Raw genomic sequence first — 16592 nt, forward strand, 5'->3', positions numbered from 1 at the left:
GCACCGGCGATTAGCCGGATTCAGCCGGCCCCATAAAAACCGCCTCAGGCGGTCGGTCGCCCCATCGCCCGGTACTTCCAGCCCGCCCGGCGCCACAGCTCAGGATCCAGCGCGTTGCGCCCGTCCAGCACGAGCCGGGTCGACGCCACCTCGCCCAGCGCCGCCGGGTCCAGTTCGCGGAACTCACGCCACTCGGTCAGGTGCAGCACGATGTCGGCGCCCCGTACGGCCTCGATCGCGGAATCGGCGTATCCGAGCGTCGGAAAGAGCCGCCGGGCGTTGTCCATGCCCTTGGGGTCGTAGACGGTGACCTGGCCGCCCTGGAGGTGGATCTGCCCGGCCACGTTGAGGGCGGGCGAGTCGCGTACGTCGTCGGAGTCCGGCTTGAAGCTGGCGCCGAGCACGGCCACCCGCTTGCCCAGGAAGGACCCACCGCCCAGCGCCTGCCGCGCCAGCTCCACCATCTGCCCGCGCTGACGCATGTTGATGGAGTCGATCTCCCGCAGGAAGGTCAGCGCCTGGTCGGCACCCAGCTCACCGGCGCGGGCCATGAACGCCCTGATGTCCTTCGGTAGACAGCCACCGCCGAAGCCGATACCCGCCCGCAGGAATTTCTTGCCGATCCGGTCGTCGTGCCCGATGGCCTCCGCCAGCATGGCGACATCACCCCCGGCGGCCTCGCACACCTCGGCCATGGCGTTGATGAAGGAGATCTTGGTGGCGAGGAAGGAGTTCGCGGAGGTCTTCACCAGTTCGGCGGTCGGGAAATCGGTGACGACGAAGGGCGAGCCCTCGCCGACCGGTGCCGCGTACACCTCGCGCAGCAGCTTCTCGGCCTTCTCGCTGCGCACACCCACCACGATCCGGTCGGGGTGCAGCGTGTCCTTCACGGCGAAGCCCTCGCGCAGGAACTCCGGGTTCCAGGCCAGCTCGGCGTCCGCCCCGGCGGGCGCGTGCTCGGCGAGATAGGCGGCCAGCCGGTCGGCGGACCCCACGGGCACGGTCGACTTGCCGACGACGAGGGCAGGGCCCGTCAGATGCGGGGCGAGCGAGGCGAAGGCCGCGTCGACGTACGACATGTCGCAGGCGTACTCGCCGTGCCGCTGCGGGGTGTTCACACAGACGAAGTGGATGTCACCGAAGGCCGCGACCTCGGCGTAGTCGGTGGTGAACCGCAGCCGCCCGCTGGACCCCTCGATCCCCGCGACGTGCTTGCGCAGCAGCTCCTCCAGCCCCGGCTCGTACATCGGGACCTCGCCGCGCCGGAGCATGTCGATCTTCTCCTCGACGACATCGAGCCCGAGCACCTCGAACCCCAGCTCGGCCATGGCCGCGGCGTGCGTCGCGCCGAGATAGCCGGTGCCGATCACGGTGATCTTGAGGGCCATGAGTGCTCCTGGGATGTCCGGCCATGAGGTGTCAAACATGATCTGGTCGTGCGCTGCCTGAGCATAGTCGGGGCGTGTTCGAGCCCTTCACCGGGCAGATTCCCCGCGGGCCCCGGCCTGTCGTCAAGCTCACGTATCACTCACGTGGGCGGACCTCTAAAATTCGGGTTACTTAACGGTAGTTAGCGTCAGGAGCGTGAGAGACCTTGGCCGGATCGGCTGATTTCGACCTGTATCGCCCGTCCGAGGAGCACGACATGCTCCGCGACGCGATCCGTTCCCTCGCCGAGGCGAAGATCGCGCCCCACGCGGCCGCCGTGGACGAGGAGGCCCGCTTCCCGCAGGAGGCGCTCGACGCGCTGGTCGCCAATGACCTGCACGCCGTGCACGTCCCCGAGGAGTACGGCGGCGCCGGCGCCGACGCGCTCGCCACGGTCATCGTGATCGAGGAGGTGGCCCGCGCCTGCGTGTCGTCCTCCCTGATCCCGGCCGTCAACAAGCTCGGCTCGCTGCCCGTGATCCTCTCCGGCTCCGAGGAACTGAAGAAGAAGTACCTGGGCCCCCTCGCCAAGGGCGACGCGATGTTCTCGTACTGCCTCTCCGAGCCGGACGCCGGCTCCGACGCGGCCGGTATGAAGACCCGTGCGGTCCGCGACGGCGACCACTACATCCTCAACGGCGTGAAGCGCTGGATCACCAACGCCGGCGTCTCCGACTACTACACGGTCATGGCGGTCACCGACCCCACCAAGCGCTCCAAGGGCATCTCCGCCTTCGTCGTGGAGAAGTCCGACGAGGGCGTCTCCTTCGGCGCCCCGGAGAAGAAGCTCGGCATCAAGGGTTCGCCGACCCGCGAGGTCTACCTCGACAACGTCCGCATCCCCGCCGACCGCATGATCGGCGAGGAGGGCACCGGCTTCGCCACGGCGATGAAGACCCTGGACCACACCCGCATCACCATCGCCGCCCAGGCCCTCGGCGTCGCCCAGGGCGCCCTCGACTACGCCAAGGGCTATGTCCAGGAGCGCAAGCAGTTCGGCAAGCCGATCGCCGACTTCCAGGGCATCCAGTTCATGCTCGCCGACATGGCCATGAAGATCGAGGCCGCCCGCGCCCTGACCTACCAGGCCGCCGCCAAGTCCGAGCGCGGCGACAAGGACCTCACCTTCCAGGGCGCCGCCGCCAAGTGCTTCGCCTCCGACGTCGCCATGGAGGTCACCACGGACGCCGTCCAGCTCCTCGGCGGCTACGGCTACACCCGCGACTACCCGGTCGAACGCATGATGCGCGACGCGAAGATCACCCAGATATACGAAGGAACGAACCAGGTCCAGCGGATCGTGATGGCCCGCAACCTTCCGTAACCCCTTCGGCGCAACCCGTACACGGCCCCCGGCACCCGCCGGGGGCCGTCGTCGTGCGGGACGCAGGGGGCGGATTGTTGCCGTCCGCCCGATGGCGCGCGGGGGCGAGGAGGCGTAGGACGGAAGGGCACGGGGTCCGCCCCGGATCCCGCTCCCACCACCTCCAGGAGGAGCCATGACGCAGCAGCAGACCCGAAGCATGACCGCGATGAGCAAGGAGATGCAGGACTGTGTCAACGCCTGCATGACCTGCCACAGCGTGTGCGAGGAGACCATGAGCTCCTGCATGCAGGCCGGCGGCCAGGCTCAGATGCAGATCATGCGCGCCCTGATGGACTGCGCCGAGATGACCCGTATGTGCGCGGACATGATGATGCGCCGCTCGCCGCTGTCCGCCGAGATGTGCGCGATGTGCGCCCGCGCCTGTGACATGTGCGCCGAGGCGTGTATGTCCATGCCGGACGACCAGCAGATGATGCGCTGTGCCGAGGCGTGTCGCCGCTGCTCCGAGATGTGCCGGACGATGGCGGGCGCGACCGCCTGACCCGCCGTACGACCCACGGCTGAGAGGCACCCCAGCACGGGATGCCCCTCAGTCAAGCGGTCCGGCGGGTCAGTTGCTCGACACCGTCACCGTCTCGTCGTTCTTCAGCTGCTCCACCAGCTGCTTCACCTTCGCGGTGTCCCACTGGAGGTTGCCGTTGGCGGAGTTGCCCGAGATCGGCATGTTCATCGACTTGCCGTCGCCGCCCGTCACACCCTTCATCGCCCAGAACATGTCGGCCAGGTCGAACAGACCCATGTCCTTGTCGACGATCAGGGTGTCCAGGCCGGCGCTCATCGTCGGGTACAGCTTGAACGGGTTCAGCACCGTGCTCGGCGTCGCCGTCTGACTGGCAAGGGCCGCGAGGAACTTCTGCTGGTTCTTCGTACGGTCCAGGTCGCTGCCCGCGAGGGCGTAGCGGGTCCGGACGAAGGCGAGGGCCTGCTCGCCGTTCAGGGTCTGATTGCCCGCCTCGAAGTCGGCACCGGACTTGGTGTCCTTCATGCCGCCCTTGGGGATCTCGATCTCCACCCCGCCGACCGCGTCGACGATGTTCGCGAAGCCCGCGAAGCCGATCTCCACGTAGTGGTCGATGTGCAGGCCGGTGTTGGCCTCGACGGTACGGACCAGCAGCTCGGGGCCGTCCTCCGCGTACGCCGCGTTCAGCTTCACCTGGCGGCCGGTGCCCGGGAAGGTCTTGCCGGACTCGGAGCCGACGAACGTCGGTATCTCGACGTTCGAGTCACGCGGCAGCGAGATCAGCGTCGGGCCGTTGGAACCGGTGTGCAGGATCATCATCGAGTCCGTGCGCTTGCCGTCGGCGGACCCGGTGTGGAGCTCCTTCTTCTGCTCGTCGGACAGGCCCTCACGGCTGTCGGAGCCGACGATCAGGTAGTTGGTGCCCTCGCCCGCCTCCGGCCGCTCGATGACCTTCGACAGGTCGACCTCGCGGTTCAGCTTGGAGTCGGCCCAGAAGTACGTGCCGATCGTCGTCGCGAGCAGCACCACGGTGGCCGTGATCGCCGTCACCTTGATACGACGCCGCCAGTTCGGCGCGGGGCGCTCCCCCCTGCCGCCGTGGCCGGTGGGACCGCCCGGGCCGCCGGAGCCGTACACCTGGCCGGTGTTGTAGTCGCTGTCGTACCCGCCGCCGTACTGGTCGGGTCCGTTGCCGTAGCCGTCACCGTACGGATCGCCGTACGACGGCTGCTGGGGCACACCTCCCTGAGGGGGTGCCGACGGGCCGCGACGGACCTGGCGCATCACACGCGCCCCGTCGGGCTGTGCGCTCGCGCTGCCGTGTCCGTACCCACCGCCGCGGTAGTCGCCGCCGCGGTTGTTGCCGGACCATCCCTCGGGCCAATCGTTCATGCGGTCCAGTGTGCCGGGTCAGGCTGTGCCCATTACAAGGGTCGATGAAAAACAAAGGCAGGGCTGTTGCGAAGCTGACACACATTGCACGGATTTGTAAGGGAGCCGGACGCCCGGTCACGGGGCGCAGGACACCTCGTCGCCCGTCACCACGCCCGACTCGCCCTGCTCCGGGTCCTCGGCCCGTACCTTGCGGACTTTCTTGAAGTCCGTGCCGGCGATCACCCTGAGGGTGGGGCCCTGGGCGCGGACGGGGCGTAGTTCTGAGCCGGGGAGGGCGGCGGCGAGGGACTTGGCGGAGCGGTCCCAGCGGGGGTCGTGGACGACGAGGGTGCGTCGGACGTCGTTCTGCCGGGAGTTGACCGGGGTCTTCGTCGTGCGGAAGCCGGTGGCGGCCAGCTGGCGGTCCACCTGCTTGCCGAGGCCGGGCACGGTCGTGCCGTTCTCCACCTGCACGTGGATCTGCTGGGGAGCGACCTCGACCAGGGCGTACCTGCCGCGGGGCTTGTACGGGGCGAGGGGGCGGTCGTCGCGCAGCGCCTTGAACAGGCGGGCCGACTTGGCCTCGTCCCACTTGAGGGTCGAGCCGATGCCCTTCACGGCGTACCCCATGCGGCCGATGGGCACGGTGGTGAACTCCGAGGAGGCGGGGCTGAGGTTCCGCATCGCGCGGCCGAGGTCGATCAGCTCGCCGGTGCCGAACTCCTTGTCGGCGCGGACGGAACCGAGGACGGCCTGCGTGATGTCGCGGAACTTCATCGGGTTGAGCAGAACACCGGAGGAGGTGGCCTGCGCCATCAGGGACGCCATGAACCGCTGCTGGCGCTTCATCCGGCCGAGGTCGGAGGAACCGTCGGCGTGCCGGGAGCGGACGTACTGGAGGGCCTGGCCGCCGTCCAGCTCGTGGGTGCCGGCGGCGAGGTCGAGGCCGGTGTACGGGTCCTTGAGGGGGCGGGCGGTGCAGATCTCGACGCCGCCGAGGACGTCGACGGTCCGCATGAAGCTGGTGAAGTCGACCTCGACGTAGTGGTCGATCTTCACCTTGGTCATGTGTTCGACCGTGCGCACGGTGAGCTGCGGGCCGCCCTCCGCGTAGGCCGCGTTCAGCTTGATCGGGTGGGACCGGAGGGTCTTCCCGGTGGCGCGGTCGGTGTGCTCGGGCGTCTCGGCGTACGAGTCGCGCGGCAGGCTCACGACGCTCGCACGCTCCCGGTCCTCCGAGATGTGCACGATCATCATCGTGTCCGTGCAGTGGCACGGGGCACCGCCCAGCCGGTACTTCCGCCGCTGCTCCTCGCTGATCCGGTCGCGGCCGTCGGTGCCGACCAGCAGGACGTTCATGCCGTGGCCCGCCTCGGGGCGGTTCTTCATGTCCTTGAAGGCGTCGACCCGGGCGATCTCGTCGTCCAGGCGGGTCACCACCGCGTGCCCGATGCCCGCGGCGGCCAGCACCACCACCGAGAGCGTGGTCACCGCCCGCATGGCCCAGCTCAGCCGCCGGGGAGGTACGGGGGGCCGGGGCTGCTGCGGGCGGGCTGGGCGGCGGGGCGGCGTGGACACGGGGGACACCTCCGCGAGACCGGTCAGGGGAAGTCAGGGATCCGTGAGCACCGTAGGGCCCCATGATCCGTGCCTCGTCCCGGCGGCCGGGCGGCGCGCGTCGGTGTCCCCCGTTCGCGGTAACGTGAGGCCCCTATGAACGCCAAGCCCGACGTGCAGCTCCCCGCCGTGTCTGTGATCATGCCGGTCCTCAACGAGGAGCGGCATCTGCGCGGAGCCGTCCAAGCGATCCTCGCGCAGGAGTACGCCGGCGAGATGGAGGTCGTGATCGCCCTCGGTCCGTCCACGGACCGCACGGACGAGATCGCCGCCGAGCTCGCAGGGGAAGACCCGCGCGTCCATACGGTCCCGAACCCCACCGGTCGTACGCCCGCCGCGCTCAACGCCGCGATCGGCGCCTCCCGCCACCCGATCGTCGTCCGCGTCGACGGCCACGGCATGCTCTCGCCGAACTACATCGCCACCGCCGTACGGCTCCTGGAGGAGACCGGCGCGCAGAACGTCGGCGGCATCATGCACGCCGAGGGCGAGAACGACTGGGAGCACGCGGTCGCCGCCGCGATGACCTCGAAGATCGGTGTCGGCAACGCGGCCTTCCACACGGGCGGGCAGGCCGGTCCGGCCGAGACGGTCTACCTGGGCGTCTTCCGGCGCGAGGCGCTGGAGCAACAGGGCGGCTACAACGTGGAGTTCATCCGCGCCCAGGACTGGGAGCTGAACTTCCGGATCCGCGAGGCGGGCGGCCTCATCTGGTTCTCGCCCGAGCTGAAGGTGTCGTACCGGCCGCGGCCCAGCGTGAAGGCGCTCGCCAAGCAGTACAAGGACTACGGACGCTGGCGCCACGTCGTCGCCCGCTACCACGAGGGCTCCATCAACCTGCGCTACCTCGCCCCGCCGACCGCCGTCGTCGCGATCGCGGCGGGCATCCTGGTGGGCGGTCTGCTGACCCCGCTGGGCTACCTCGTCCCCGGCGGCTACCTCGCGGCGATCGTCGCGGGCTCGCTCCCGGCGGGCAGGGGCCTGCCGCTCAAGGCCCGCCTCCAGATCCCGGTCGCCCTCGCCACCATGCACATGTCCTGGGGCTTCGGCTTCCTCACCAGCCCCAGGTCCCTGGCGAAGAAGGTCATCGCGTCCCGCCGCCCGGCGGTACTGGCCGAGAGCTGAACACACGTACGCCATCGGGCCCCTCTCGATCAGGAGAGGGGCCCGATGGCGTATGTCCTGCGACGGCTACCAGGTGAAGTTGGGGTTGACCTCCATACACGCCTTCTTGTTCGCGCCGTTCAGGGCGTCCGCCGACTTCGGAGTCGAGTCGTCCTTCTTCTCGGCCTCGTACGCCTTGCCCTCCCGCCAGTCGGCGCCGACGACCAGCGTCACCCCGCTGACGTTCGTGGACTTCTCCACCTGGCTCAGCGGGATGCCGAGGGCCTCGGCGACCGCCTGGGCGTCGCCCTCCAGCTCGGCGCTCGGGTAGCGCACGACCGTCTTGTCCTCGGCGGTCGCGGTGGTCCTGTCGGACGAGGCCTTGGCGAAGCCGTCCTCGACGAGCAACTGGGACACCGTGTGGGCCCGGCCGCTGACGGCGCCGAGCGTCGAGGTCATGGTGCCGTTCTGCACCAGTACACCGATCTCGTCCTTCGCCGCCGCCGGATCGTCGGAGGTCTCGTCCTCGGTGGTGGTCTTCTTCTTGTCCTTGCCGTCCAGCGCGATGTCCTCGCGGACCAGCCGGAACAGCTTCTCCGCGTCGCCCTCCTTGGGCACCACACGCGCGCCGACGTACGTGTACGGCATCGTCGTCATCGTGATCCGGGCCGGCTCGACCTTGCGCAGCTCCGTGCTGAGGTCGTAGAGCTGCGTCACCGTGGCGAGGCCCTCGTCGACGGTGAGCGCCTTCGTGGCCTCCTCGGCGAGCTTGCGCAGCTTGTTCGGGTTGGTGATCGTGGCGTTCTCGCGCAGCTCGCGGACCATCGAGTTCATGTACATGTGCTGCGCCTTGGCGCGCGCGATGTCGCTGCCGTCCTCGAAGCCGTACCGGGTGCGCAGCCACTGCAGGGCCTGCTCGCCCTTGATGTACGTGGTGCCCTTCTCCAGCTTCAGCCCGGAGCCGTGGCCCTGGCCGTCCTTGGACTCGATGTTGTCGGTCACACAGACGGGCACACCGCCGATCGCGTCGGCCATCGAGACCACACCGGAGAAGTCGACCATCATGAAGTGGTCGATGTGGATGCCGGTCAGCTCCTGCCAGGTGGCGACCGTGCAGCCGGGGCCGCCGCGCCCCAGCGACTGGTTGGTCATCGTCATGGTGCTCGCCTCGTACACGTCGCCGCTGTCGGGGTCGGTGCACTTGGGTATGGCGAGCAGGGTGTCGCGGGGCATGCTGACCACCGACATGTTGGTGCGGTCGGCGGAGAGGTGCACCAGCATCTGGACGTCCGCGAGCGGGGTGGCGCCGAAGGTCTCCTTGGCGCCGCCGAGCTTCTGGTTCGCCTCGGTGTCCCGCGCGTCCGAGCCGATGACCAGGATGTTCAGCGGGGTCTGGCCGGCCGCGTTCGGGGTCGGCTCGGCGATCTTCGTGTCGCCGAGGTTCAGCTTCTCTTTCTTGATGTTGTCGTTGAGGTGCTGGTAGTAGAGATAACCGGCACCCGCGGTGCCGAGTATCACCACCGCCAGCACCGACGCCGACCAGCGCAGCGCCCGTCTGCGCCGGGGCCTGCCGGCGGTCTTCGGGCGCCCCCGCCCGTCACCCCCGTGCCGGCCACCGCGCCCGCGCTGTTCGGGAACTCTGACGTCCGCGTCCTCGCCGGACGACTCGTCCGGCCCTTCCAGGTTCCCGTCCCGCTCGCCGGGCTCCCCGACGCGCGGTTGCCCCCCGTCCCCGCGCACGTCGCTCCGTACCATCTCCCTGCCCCTCCCCACCCTGCCGTGCCGACGGGACCGTCCCCGCCTCCTGTTGGACCGCCGAGACCCCGACTCGGATGTACTCATGACCTGTTGAACGCGTCATGAGTTCCGGTCGGATGACATCGCCGCTCGACCGTCCGCGCCGGCACCGCTCGCGTACGTCCCCTCGGACGCCGTACGCGGATACGGACATGGACACAGGTCGGTACGGCGGCACGGCCGCCCGATGACATTCGGAACCGACCGGCCGGGCGCATCCTCGCGCCCGCCCGGTGTTCACCGCACTGATTCACTGCACTCGCGTCCTGTCAGACGCGTGATGACGCCGTCAGGTCATCAACTGGCGCACTTTTCCTTGTCCGCGGTGTTCTTCTGGACGTCCAGATCCTTCGCCGACGCCCCGCTCAGCGACACCCCGGCGCCCTTGAAGTCCTTGCCCAGGGTCAGCACCATCGCGGGCAGTCCCTGGGAGTTGGTCTCGCTGTTGCCCTTGCCGGGCTTCAGCGCCGATGCGGACAGGCCCATCAGGTCGGCCAGCTTGCGTGCCTGGTCGGCCTGGTCGGGGTCGTACGCGAGGGTGGTCTTCGACAGCGTCTTGTCGGCGTTGCCGAGCTGACTCGACTTGGTCACGCCGACATCGTTCTGCAGCCAGTTGAGAGTGGCCTGTGCGCTGCCGGCGACGGCGCCGCCGTTGTAGACGTTGACCCGGACCTCGGAGGCCTCGGCGCGCGTGCCCTTGAGCTTCGCGGCCTCCTTCTCCTTGGCCTGCTTCTTCACCTCGGTGAGCGAGATGTCGTTCTTGATGGTCTCGAAGAGCTGCTCGGCCTTGCCCGGCGTGGGCAGCACGGTCGCGCCGTCGGTGTTGTCGACCACCGGCACCGTGGTGAAGGTGATGTTCTTCGTCTTGACCTTGCCGACCTCCTGGCCGAGCGAGGCCAGCTTCTTGATGTCGGAGATCTTGGAGTCGACGGACAGCGCGCTCGTGGCGGCCTCCGCGAGGTTCAGCACCTTCGTCGGGTCGGTGAGCGTGTCCTCGGACTTCATCTGGCGGATCATCGAGCTGAGGAACTGCTGCTGCAGCTCGATCCGGCTCAGGTCGCTGCCGAGGCCCACGCTGTAGCGGGTGCGCAGGAACGCCAGCGCCTGCTCGCCCTCGATGGTGTGCTTGCCCTCGGAGAGGTTCAGCTTCGACTTCGAGTCCTTGATGGGCTTCGCCAGACAGACCTCGACACCGCCGATGGCCGTGGAGAGCGTCTTCACCGCGTTGAAGTCGGCCACCATGAAGTGGTCCGGAACGATCCCGGTCAGCTCGGTGACCGTGCGCATCGTGCAGCTCGGGGTGCGGTCGTCCTGGCCGAGGCTCGTGTTGAAGCGCACGTCGTTCGTGCCCGCGATGGTCTCGGTGGAGCCGTCCTCCTGCTCGGTCGGGCAGTCCGGGACGTCCACGATCATGTCGCGGGGGATGCTCATCGCGGTCGCGTTGGAGCGGTCCTTGGAGACGTGCAGCAGGATCGTGGTGTCCGCGTGGCCGACGCTGCCCGAGTCGCCGTACTTCTCGTTGCCCGCGCCGGTGCGCTTGTCCGTGCCGATCACCAGGAGGTTGATCGCGCGGTCCTTGCTGAAGCCGCCGGTGCTCGCCCCGTCGTCGGCGATCTTGTCGATGTTGTTGTTGAGGTGCTGGTAGTAGAGGTAGCCCGCCGCGCTCACCCCGACCAGCAGGAAGGCCAGCGTGCCGCCGGTCCACACCAGGATCCGCTTGCCCACCGACTTCTTGGGCTTCGTCCTGCCCCGGCCCCCGCGCCGGCCCGGCAGCGGTTCCTCCTCGGGCACGCCCCGCCGACGCCGGGGTCCCGGCAGCGTGTCGGGGATCTCCCGGGTGTCCGTGCCCACCGACGCGGAACGCGTGGATGTGCCCGCCGACCTGGCCCCCGCCGCGGCGGGCGTGGGTGTGGCCCTGCGCGGCCTGGGTACCCCCGACTGCGGTGCGGAAGGGGTCAGTCGCAGTTCGTATTCACCGGTGCTCGGGTTGAGTACCCACTGGTCTGCGGGGTCGATGTCGTCCGCCCGCCCACGGCCTTGCGCGTCCACGGTTGTCTGATTCCTCCGTCGGGGCCACGCGGCGTCTTCCCCCCTCAAAAGACGCTCGGGTCTCGATGCAAGTGGTGCGCGGCCGAGAAGGCCTGACGCACCGGATCGCTCACACTAGCCGCCCGATCAGGCGTCAAGCGACGACGGTGACAAATTCCACGTCCCTACAACTGGGCAATCTGCCCAATTCCTAGAGCATTTGTTCCTTCTGTTGACACGCGCTTTACCTGCGGAACCCCTCCGAGGTCACCCACAGGACTCCTCCGCGGCCGTACTGCCACGGAAAGTCGGCATCGGATCCGGGTTGTCGGCGAGGCCTCCCGAAAGCTCTTCCGAATGCCCTTCGCGCATCCCTTCCGGTAGTTCCCGCGCCACCGCCACCGGGGCGTCGGAGCGCAGTCGAGCGAAAAGCATCCGCGCAGCCGGCTCCACGAGCTCATCACGATTGGCGTCGTACGCATACGACTTCCGGGGAACGGTCAGGAATTGCACCTTTTCCATGGGAATGGTGCGCAAACCGCGCACAAGGTCGTAGAGCCCGCGCAGACTTGCCAGCCCCGGATCCGTGGTGAGCGACGACGTGGCCGCGTCCAGCACCGGATACAGCTTCACCGGATTCAGCAGTACGTCATTGCCGCGCACCTTCGTCGCCAGCGCCGCGAGGAACCGCTGCTGCCGGTCCATCCGATCGGTGTCGCTGCCGTCCCCCAGCGACTTACGGGCCCGCACATACCCGAGCGCCTGCTCGCCATTGAGCTTCACCTTCCCGGCGGGCAGCCGCAGTTTGGCCTGCTTGTCGTGAATGGGCTCGGCGAGACAGACCTCCACCCCGTCCACGGCGTCGACCATCTCCTTGAAGCCGCTGAAGTCCACGACGACGTGATGGTCGATCCGGATGTCGGTCATCCGCTCGACGGTCCGAATGGTGCAGGCCGAACCCCCGCTCTGGAACGCGTAGTTGAACACCGTGAACACCGGCTCGGTGCGACTGCCGTCCGCCTGCCGGCAGCTCGGGACATCCACCATCAGGTCCCGTGGCAGCGACACCGCGGTCGCACTCCGCCGATTCGCCGCCAGATGCAACAGGATCGTCGTGTCCGACCGCTCGGTCCCCGAGTCCCGCCCGTACTTGCCGTTGTCGTCCCCCGACCGCGAGTCCGACCCGATGACGAGGATGTTCTGCGCGTCCCGCACGAGCGCGGTAGGCCGCTCTCCCTCGAACCGTGCCAGCTCGTCCGCCGCCGCCCGGTCCGACGTGATGTTCCCGTCCAGCTTCCGATAGGCCGCCCACCCCACCCCCAGGGCCCCGACGACCACCAGCACCGCCCCACCCGCCACCCACCGCACCCACCACCGCCGCCGACGCCGCCGCCCGAGCCCGGCCCCGGTGGGCGACCCACCCACACCGGGCCCCAGCCCGCGCACCTTCCCTCCGACGTCGTCCACTTCCGGCCACCCCTCACGGCGTACGAGCGAGTCGTTGCTCTTACGACGATGGCGCGGGAGGAGGGTGGAGGCGGCCGGGACTAGGCCGAATGGGGGAACTGTTCTCCGTGGCTCAGGGGCAGCCGTGCCCCAAAGGGGCGCGGGGAACTGCGCGAGCAACCACAACGAACCCGCAGCCGCCCCACGCCCTCACCCCCGCGGCGTCACCGCGCGACCGCGGTCACCCGCTCACTCTCGATCCGCTTGGCCAGCGCATCCTCACCCAGTTGCTCAAGGTGCCGACACAACACCACGGACCCCCCGGTGGTGAGCGGCCCGTACAACCCCGCGGCCAACCCCTCCCACGTGTCGTACGGCAACCCCGACAGCAACCGAGACCCCGGCCCGGTCAGCCCCAGGCCGGAGGCCTCCGCGCCGGCCCGCTCGACAACCTCCGCCCCACTGAACTCCCGCCCGGCCACGATCAACGCGGCCGCATCGGGATCGACCGGCGCATACGCCATGAACCGATCCCCCTGGGACGGCACCTCCACCGCGTAATCGGCGAACCCGGCCGGCGGCTGCGGAAACCTCCCCCCGAGCGGCCGCAACGCGAGAGCGACCCGCTCCCCGGAGCACGCCCGAGCCGCCTCCAACGTCTCCGGCCCACTCACCACGATGTCGGCCGCCCCCGGATCCCCGGCGACATCGGCGACGACTCCCACCGACGAACACGCCAACAGCCACACCGCCGTCTGCCAGTGCGCCGGCAGCAGCAGCGCGACCCGGTCCCCCGGCTCCGCGGACAACTCGCCCTGAAGAAGGTTCGCGGTCTTGGCCACCCAATTGGCGAAGGTGGCGACGGACAATTCGACCCGCTCACCCGTGGCGTCGTCGTAGAAGGTCACCAGGGGGCGCGCGGGATCCGCGGAGAGCGCGGATCGCAGCAGGTCGGCAGGGGTGCGGTCGGTGGCGTTCACCCGCGTAAGCGTACGCGGGCCCGCCCCGCGCGCGGGGCCCCGGCCGGACCGGAAGCGCCACCGGTTCGGCGGAGCGCGGCCGATGGCCCGTCAATTCCGCGATGGACAGATATGTATGACTATGTCCAGGATCGGAAACATGCGTAGATCTCGATTCCTCGCGTCCTCGATCGGCATCACCTGCGCGGCGGCACTCGCCCTCCCGGCGGCACTCCCGGCGACGGCCTCCGCGGCGACCCCGACGGACTCGTCCTCCACAGCAGCCCTGAACCCGGCGTGGACCCCGGCCCTCACCGGCCGGTTCGCGCCCGCGCCCGCCTCTGCATCCGCGTCCGGCAGTACCCAGTCGCTCCCCCTCACCCCACGAGGAGCGGACCGCCACCTCGGCCCGGCCGCCGCCGAACAGGGCCTCGAAAAGCGGGACGTACGGTCGTTCTCGCTGGTCGGCGTCGTCTGGGACGACCCGGACGCCGAACTCCGGGGCAGCGTCCAGGTCCGTACGCGCGCGAGGGGCACCGCCCGCTGGTCCGGCTGGCAGGACGTCGAGACGCACAACCACGAGCACGCGGCCGACCCGGACACCGCCGAGCGCTCCTCGGGCCGGGTGCGTGGCTCCACCGCCCCGCTCTGGGTGGGCGACTCGGACGGCGTCGAGGTGCGCGTACACGCCGAGCCCCGGGGCGCTGCGGCCGCTCCCGGCGTCCAGATGCTCCCGGACGGCCTACGTCTGGAGCTGGTCGACCCCGGCTCCGGCACCCCGGAGGGCGCGGCGGGACCGGAAACCGGGACGGGAACCTGGGCAGGGGCCGAACCGCCGCCCGTCGGTACCCCCGTGGACGCCCCACGGCTGGGCGCGCTGACCGCCGAGTCGGCCGCCTCCTCCGCCGTCAACGCCGACCTCGCGCCGCTCGGCGCCACCACGATCCCGGCGCTGTCGCGCAAGGAGACGGAGGAGCGGCTGGCGAACCTGGTGCCCGGGGCGAAGCCGTACATCGGCCCGCGTCCGCGCATCGTCACGCGGGCCGGCTGGGGCGCCGACGAGAAGCTGCGCGAGCGCGACTTCCGCTACACCACGCGGGTCGACGCGGCCTTCGTGCACCACACGGCGTCGGGCAACAACTACACGTGTGCGCAGGCCGCTTCCGTCATCCGCAGTATCTACCGCTACCACGTCGTGAGCAGCGGCTGGCGCGACATCGGCTACAACTTCCTCGTCGACAAGTGCGGAAACATCTACGAAGGGCGCGCGGGTGGTGTCGCCAAGCCCGTCATGGGTGCCCACACCCTCGGTTTCAACACCAACAGCATGGGCATCGCGGTCCTCGGCAGTTTCGGCACCACCAAACCGCCCGCGGCGTCGGTCAAGGCGATCGCGCAACTAACCGCCTGGAAACTCGGTCTTTACGGGGCGAACCCGAATGGCAAGACATACCTCACTTCCGGTGGTGGCAATCTCTATCCAAAAGGTAAGAAGGTACGACTGAACGTGATCTCCGGCCACCGGGACGGGTTCGCGACCGAGTGCCCGGGGGGGCGCCTTTACGGAAAGCTCGGCGCGGCACGCACGGCGGCAGCCGGCTATCAAGGCCGATAGCGCGGCGACAGGATGATGGGGGGAACCGGGGTCCGAGCACCCCGGCCGGCAACCAGTGACCGGCCGGAGGTCGCCGCCAGAACGCAGCACAGGCCGAGGGCGCGCCCAGCGTGCCCTCGCCGGAAACCCCGTCGACGTGCCTCTTCGGCCGTCGACGGAGATCCGCACGGCCACGAAGGCGCCATGAACGGTCTGCATACACTCGCCGGTCGAATGAGAGTTCGGCCGGTCCCGGCAGGAAGCAGAGACGACAGGTGACAGAAGCGATCCTCCTGGTCGGCGGCAGAGGCACCCGGCTGCGTCCGCTCACGGTGCACACTCCGAAGCCCATGGTCCCCGCGGCCGGAGTCCCTTTCCTCACACACCAGTTGGCGAGAGCCAAGGCGGCGGGAGTCGACCACATAGTCCTCGCCACCTCCTATCTCGCCGAGGTCTTCGAACCCCACTTCGGCGACGGCTCCGCCCTCGGCCTCCACCTCGAATACGTCACGGAGGAGGAGCCCCTCGGCACCGGCGGCGCGATCCGCAACGCCGCCTCGCATCTCCACTCCGGCCCCGAGGACCCCGTCCTCGTCTTCAACGGCGACATCCTCACCGGCCTGGACATCCGCCGCCTGGTCGCCACCCATGACAGGACCGGCGCGGACGTCTCCCTCCACCTGACCCAGGTGACCGACCCGCGCGCCTACGGTCTCGTCCCCACCGACGGGACGGGCCGCGTCCTGGCCTTCCTGGAGAAGCCCCAGACCCCCGAGGAGATCGTCACCGACCAGATCAACGCGGGGGCGTACGTCTTCCGCCGCTCGGTCATCGACACGATCCCGGCGGGCCGCCCGGTCTCGGTCGAACGGGAAACGTTCCCGGACCTCCTGTCCGCGGGAGCCCACCTCCAGGGCATGGTGGACTCGACGTACTGGCTGGACCTGGGCACTCCGGCGGCCTTCGTCCGCGGCTCGGCGGACCTCGTCCTGGGCCGGGCCCCGTCCCCCGCCGTCCCCGGCCGCTGCGGCGACCGCCTCATCCTCCCCACCGCCCGAGTGGCGGGCGACGCCAAGCTGACCGGCGGCACGGTCGTGGGCGAGGGCGCGTTCGTCGGCGAGGGCGCGCGGGTCTTCGGCAGCACGGTCCTGGCAGGCGCGGTGGTCGAACCCGGAGCCGTCATCACCGACTCCCTCATAGGCGCCCGAGCCCGCATCGGTGAACGCTCCATCCTCACCGGCACCGTCGTCGGCGACGGCGCCGTCATCGGCGCCGACAACGAACTCCGCACCGGCGTCCGAGTCTGGTGCGACGCCCAAATCCCCACGGGGGCGCTCCGCTTCTCGTCGGACCAGTAGCCGCAGGGCGCGTCGTCGTCTGCGGGTGAGTGGGGGTTGG

12 protein-coding genes are annotated in these 16592 nt (G+C 69.5%); 5 read left to right on the forward strand and 7 right to left on the reverse strand.

The window, feature by feature from the left end; all coding sequences use genetic code 11:
- Positions 1-44 precede the first annotated feature (44 nt).
- Positions 45-1388 carry a UDP-glucose dehydrogenase family protein gene (locus tag JIX56_RS28200; protein WP_257544668.1) on the reverse strand — a complete coding sequence of 448 codons (1344 nt, stop codon included), beginning with the start codon at positions 1386-1388 and terminating at the stop codon, positions 45-47.
- A 206-nt stretch (positions 1389-1594) separates the two neighbouring features.
- Here JIX56_RS28200 and JIX56_RS28205 point away from each other — a divergent pair, with 206 nt between their 5' ends.
- Complete coding sequence (locus JIX56_RS28205; protein WP_257544670.1) at positions 1595-2752, forward strand: acyl-CoA dehydrogenase; 1158 nt, start codon at positions 1595-1597, stop codon at positions 2750-2752.
- Between the two features lie 175 nt (positions 2753-2927).
- The gene (locus JIX56_RS28210; RefSeq protein WP_257544672.1) at positions 2928-3296 is read left to right on the forward strand and encodes a four-helix bundle copper-binding protein; all 369 of its coding nucleotides are present in this window, start codon (positions 2928-2930) and stop codon (positions 3294-3296) included.
- Between the two features lie 69 nt (positions 3297-3365).
- Here the strand turns inward: JIX56_RS28210 and JIX56_RS28215 are convergent, their stop codons facing one another.
- Both JIX56_RS28215 and JIX56_RS28220 read right to left on the reverse strand, forming a co-directional pair.
- Entirely contained in the window at positions 3366-4667 is a 1302-nt protein-coding gene (locus JIX56_RS28215) for an LCP family protein (protein ID WP_257544673.1), read from the reverse strand.
- 117 nt (positions 4668-4784) lie between these two features.
- Positions 4785-6227, reverse strand: coding sequence for an LCP family protein (locus tag JIX56_RS28220; protein ID WP_443031894.1), 1443 nt, complete (start codon positions 6225-6227; stop codon positions 4785-4787).
- 135 nt (positions 6228-6362) lie between these two features.
- Between JIX56_RS28220 and JIX56_RS28225 the strand changes: the two genes are divergently transcribed.
- Positions 6363-7391, forward strand: a complete 1029-nt coding sequence (locus tag JIX56_RS28225; RefSeq protein WP_257544677.1) for a glycosyltransferase family 2 protein — start codon at positions 6363-6365, stop codon at positions 7389-7391.
- Positions 7392-7457: 66 nt separating this feature from the next.
- Here the strand turns inward: JIX56_RS28225 and JIX56_RS28230 are convergent, their stop codons facing one another.
- The 4 genes from JIX56_RS28230 to JIX56_RS28245 all read right to left on the reverse strand — a co-directional run bounded on the left by JIX56_RS28230 (position 7458) and on the right by JIX56_RS28245 (position 13621).
- Positions 7458-9125 carry an LCP family protein gene (locus JIX56_RS28230; protein ID WP_257544679.1) on the reverse strand — a complete coding sequence of 556 codons (1668 nt, stop codon included), beginning with the start codon at positions 9123-9125 and terminating at the stop codon, positions 7458-7460.
- A 339-nt stretch (positions 9126-9464) separates the two neighbouring features.
- Positions 9465-11216, reverse strand: a complete 1752-nt coding sequence (locus JIX56_RS28235) for an LCP family protein (RefSeq protein WP_257544681.1) — start codon at positions 11214-11216, stop codon at positions 9465-9467.
- A 246-nt stretch (positions 11217-11462) separates the two neighbouring features.
- A complete protein-coding gene (locus tag JIX56_RS28240) occupies positions 11463-12662 on the reverse strand; it encodes an LCP family protein (protein WP_257544683.1) in 1200 nt (399 codons plus the stop codon).
- Between the two features lie 203 nt (positions 12663-12865).
- Complete coding sequence (locus JIX56_RS28245) at positions 12866-13621, reverse strand: TIGR03089 family protein (protein ID WP_257544685.1); 756 nt, start codon at positions 13619-13621, stop codon at positions 12866-12868.
- A gap of 121 nt (positions 13622-13742) precedes the next feature.
- On the opposite strand from JIX56_RS28245, the gene JIX56_RS28250 reads away from it, so the two are divergent.
- Together JIX56_RS28250 and JIX56_RS28255 are read left to right on the forward strand one after the other, a co-directional pair.
- Positions 13743-15215, forward strand: coding sequence for a peptidoglycan recognition protein family protein (locus tag JIX56_RS28250; RefSeq protein WP_257551171.1), 1473 nt, complete (start codon positions 13743-13745; stop codon positions 15213-15215).
- A 254-nt stretch (positions 15216-15469) separates the two neighbouring features.
- Positions 15470-16552, forward strand: a complete 1083-nt coding sequence (locus JIX56_RS28255) for a nucleotidyltransferase family protein (protein ID WP_257544687.1) — start codon at positions 15470-15472, stop codon at positions 16550-16552.
- Positions 16553-16592: the final 40 nt, after the last annotated feature.

Source organism: Streptomyces sp. CA-210063, from assembly GCF_024612015.1.
Classification (GTDB): domain Bacteria; phylum Actinomycetota; class Actinomycetes; order Streptomycetales; family Streptomycetaceae; genus Streptomyces.

Excerpts from the sequence above, each read along its gene's own strand:
- JIX56_RS28200 (WP_257544668.1), bottom strand. The coding sequence starts at position 1,388 with ATGGCCCTCAAGATCACCGTGATCGGCACCGGCTATCTCGGCGCGACG.
- JIX56_RS28210 (WP_257544672.1), top strand. The coding sequence starts at position 2,928 with ATGACGCAGCAGCAGACCCGAAGCATGACCGCGATGAGCAAGGAGATG.
- JIX56_RS28215 (WP_257544673.1), bottom strand. The coding sequence starts at position 4,667 with ATGAACGATTGGCCCGAGGGATGGTCCGGCAACAACCGCGGCGGCGAC.
- JIX56_RS28225 (WP_257544677.1), top strand. The coding sequence starts at position 6,363 with ATGAACGCCAAGCCCGACGTGCAGCTCCCCGCCGTGTCTGTGATCATG.
- JIX56_RS28230 (WP_257544679.1), bottom strand. The coding sequence starts at position 9,125 with ATGGTACGGAGCGACGTGCGCGGGGACGGGGGGCAACCGCGCGTCGGG.
- JIX56_RS28250 (WP_257551171.1), top strand. The coding sequence starts at position 13,743 with ATGTCCAGGATCGGAAACATGCGTAGATCTCGATTCCTCGCGTCCTCG.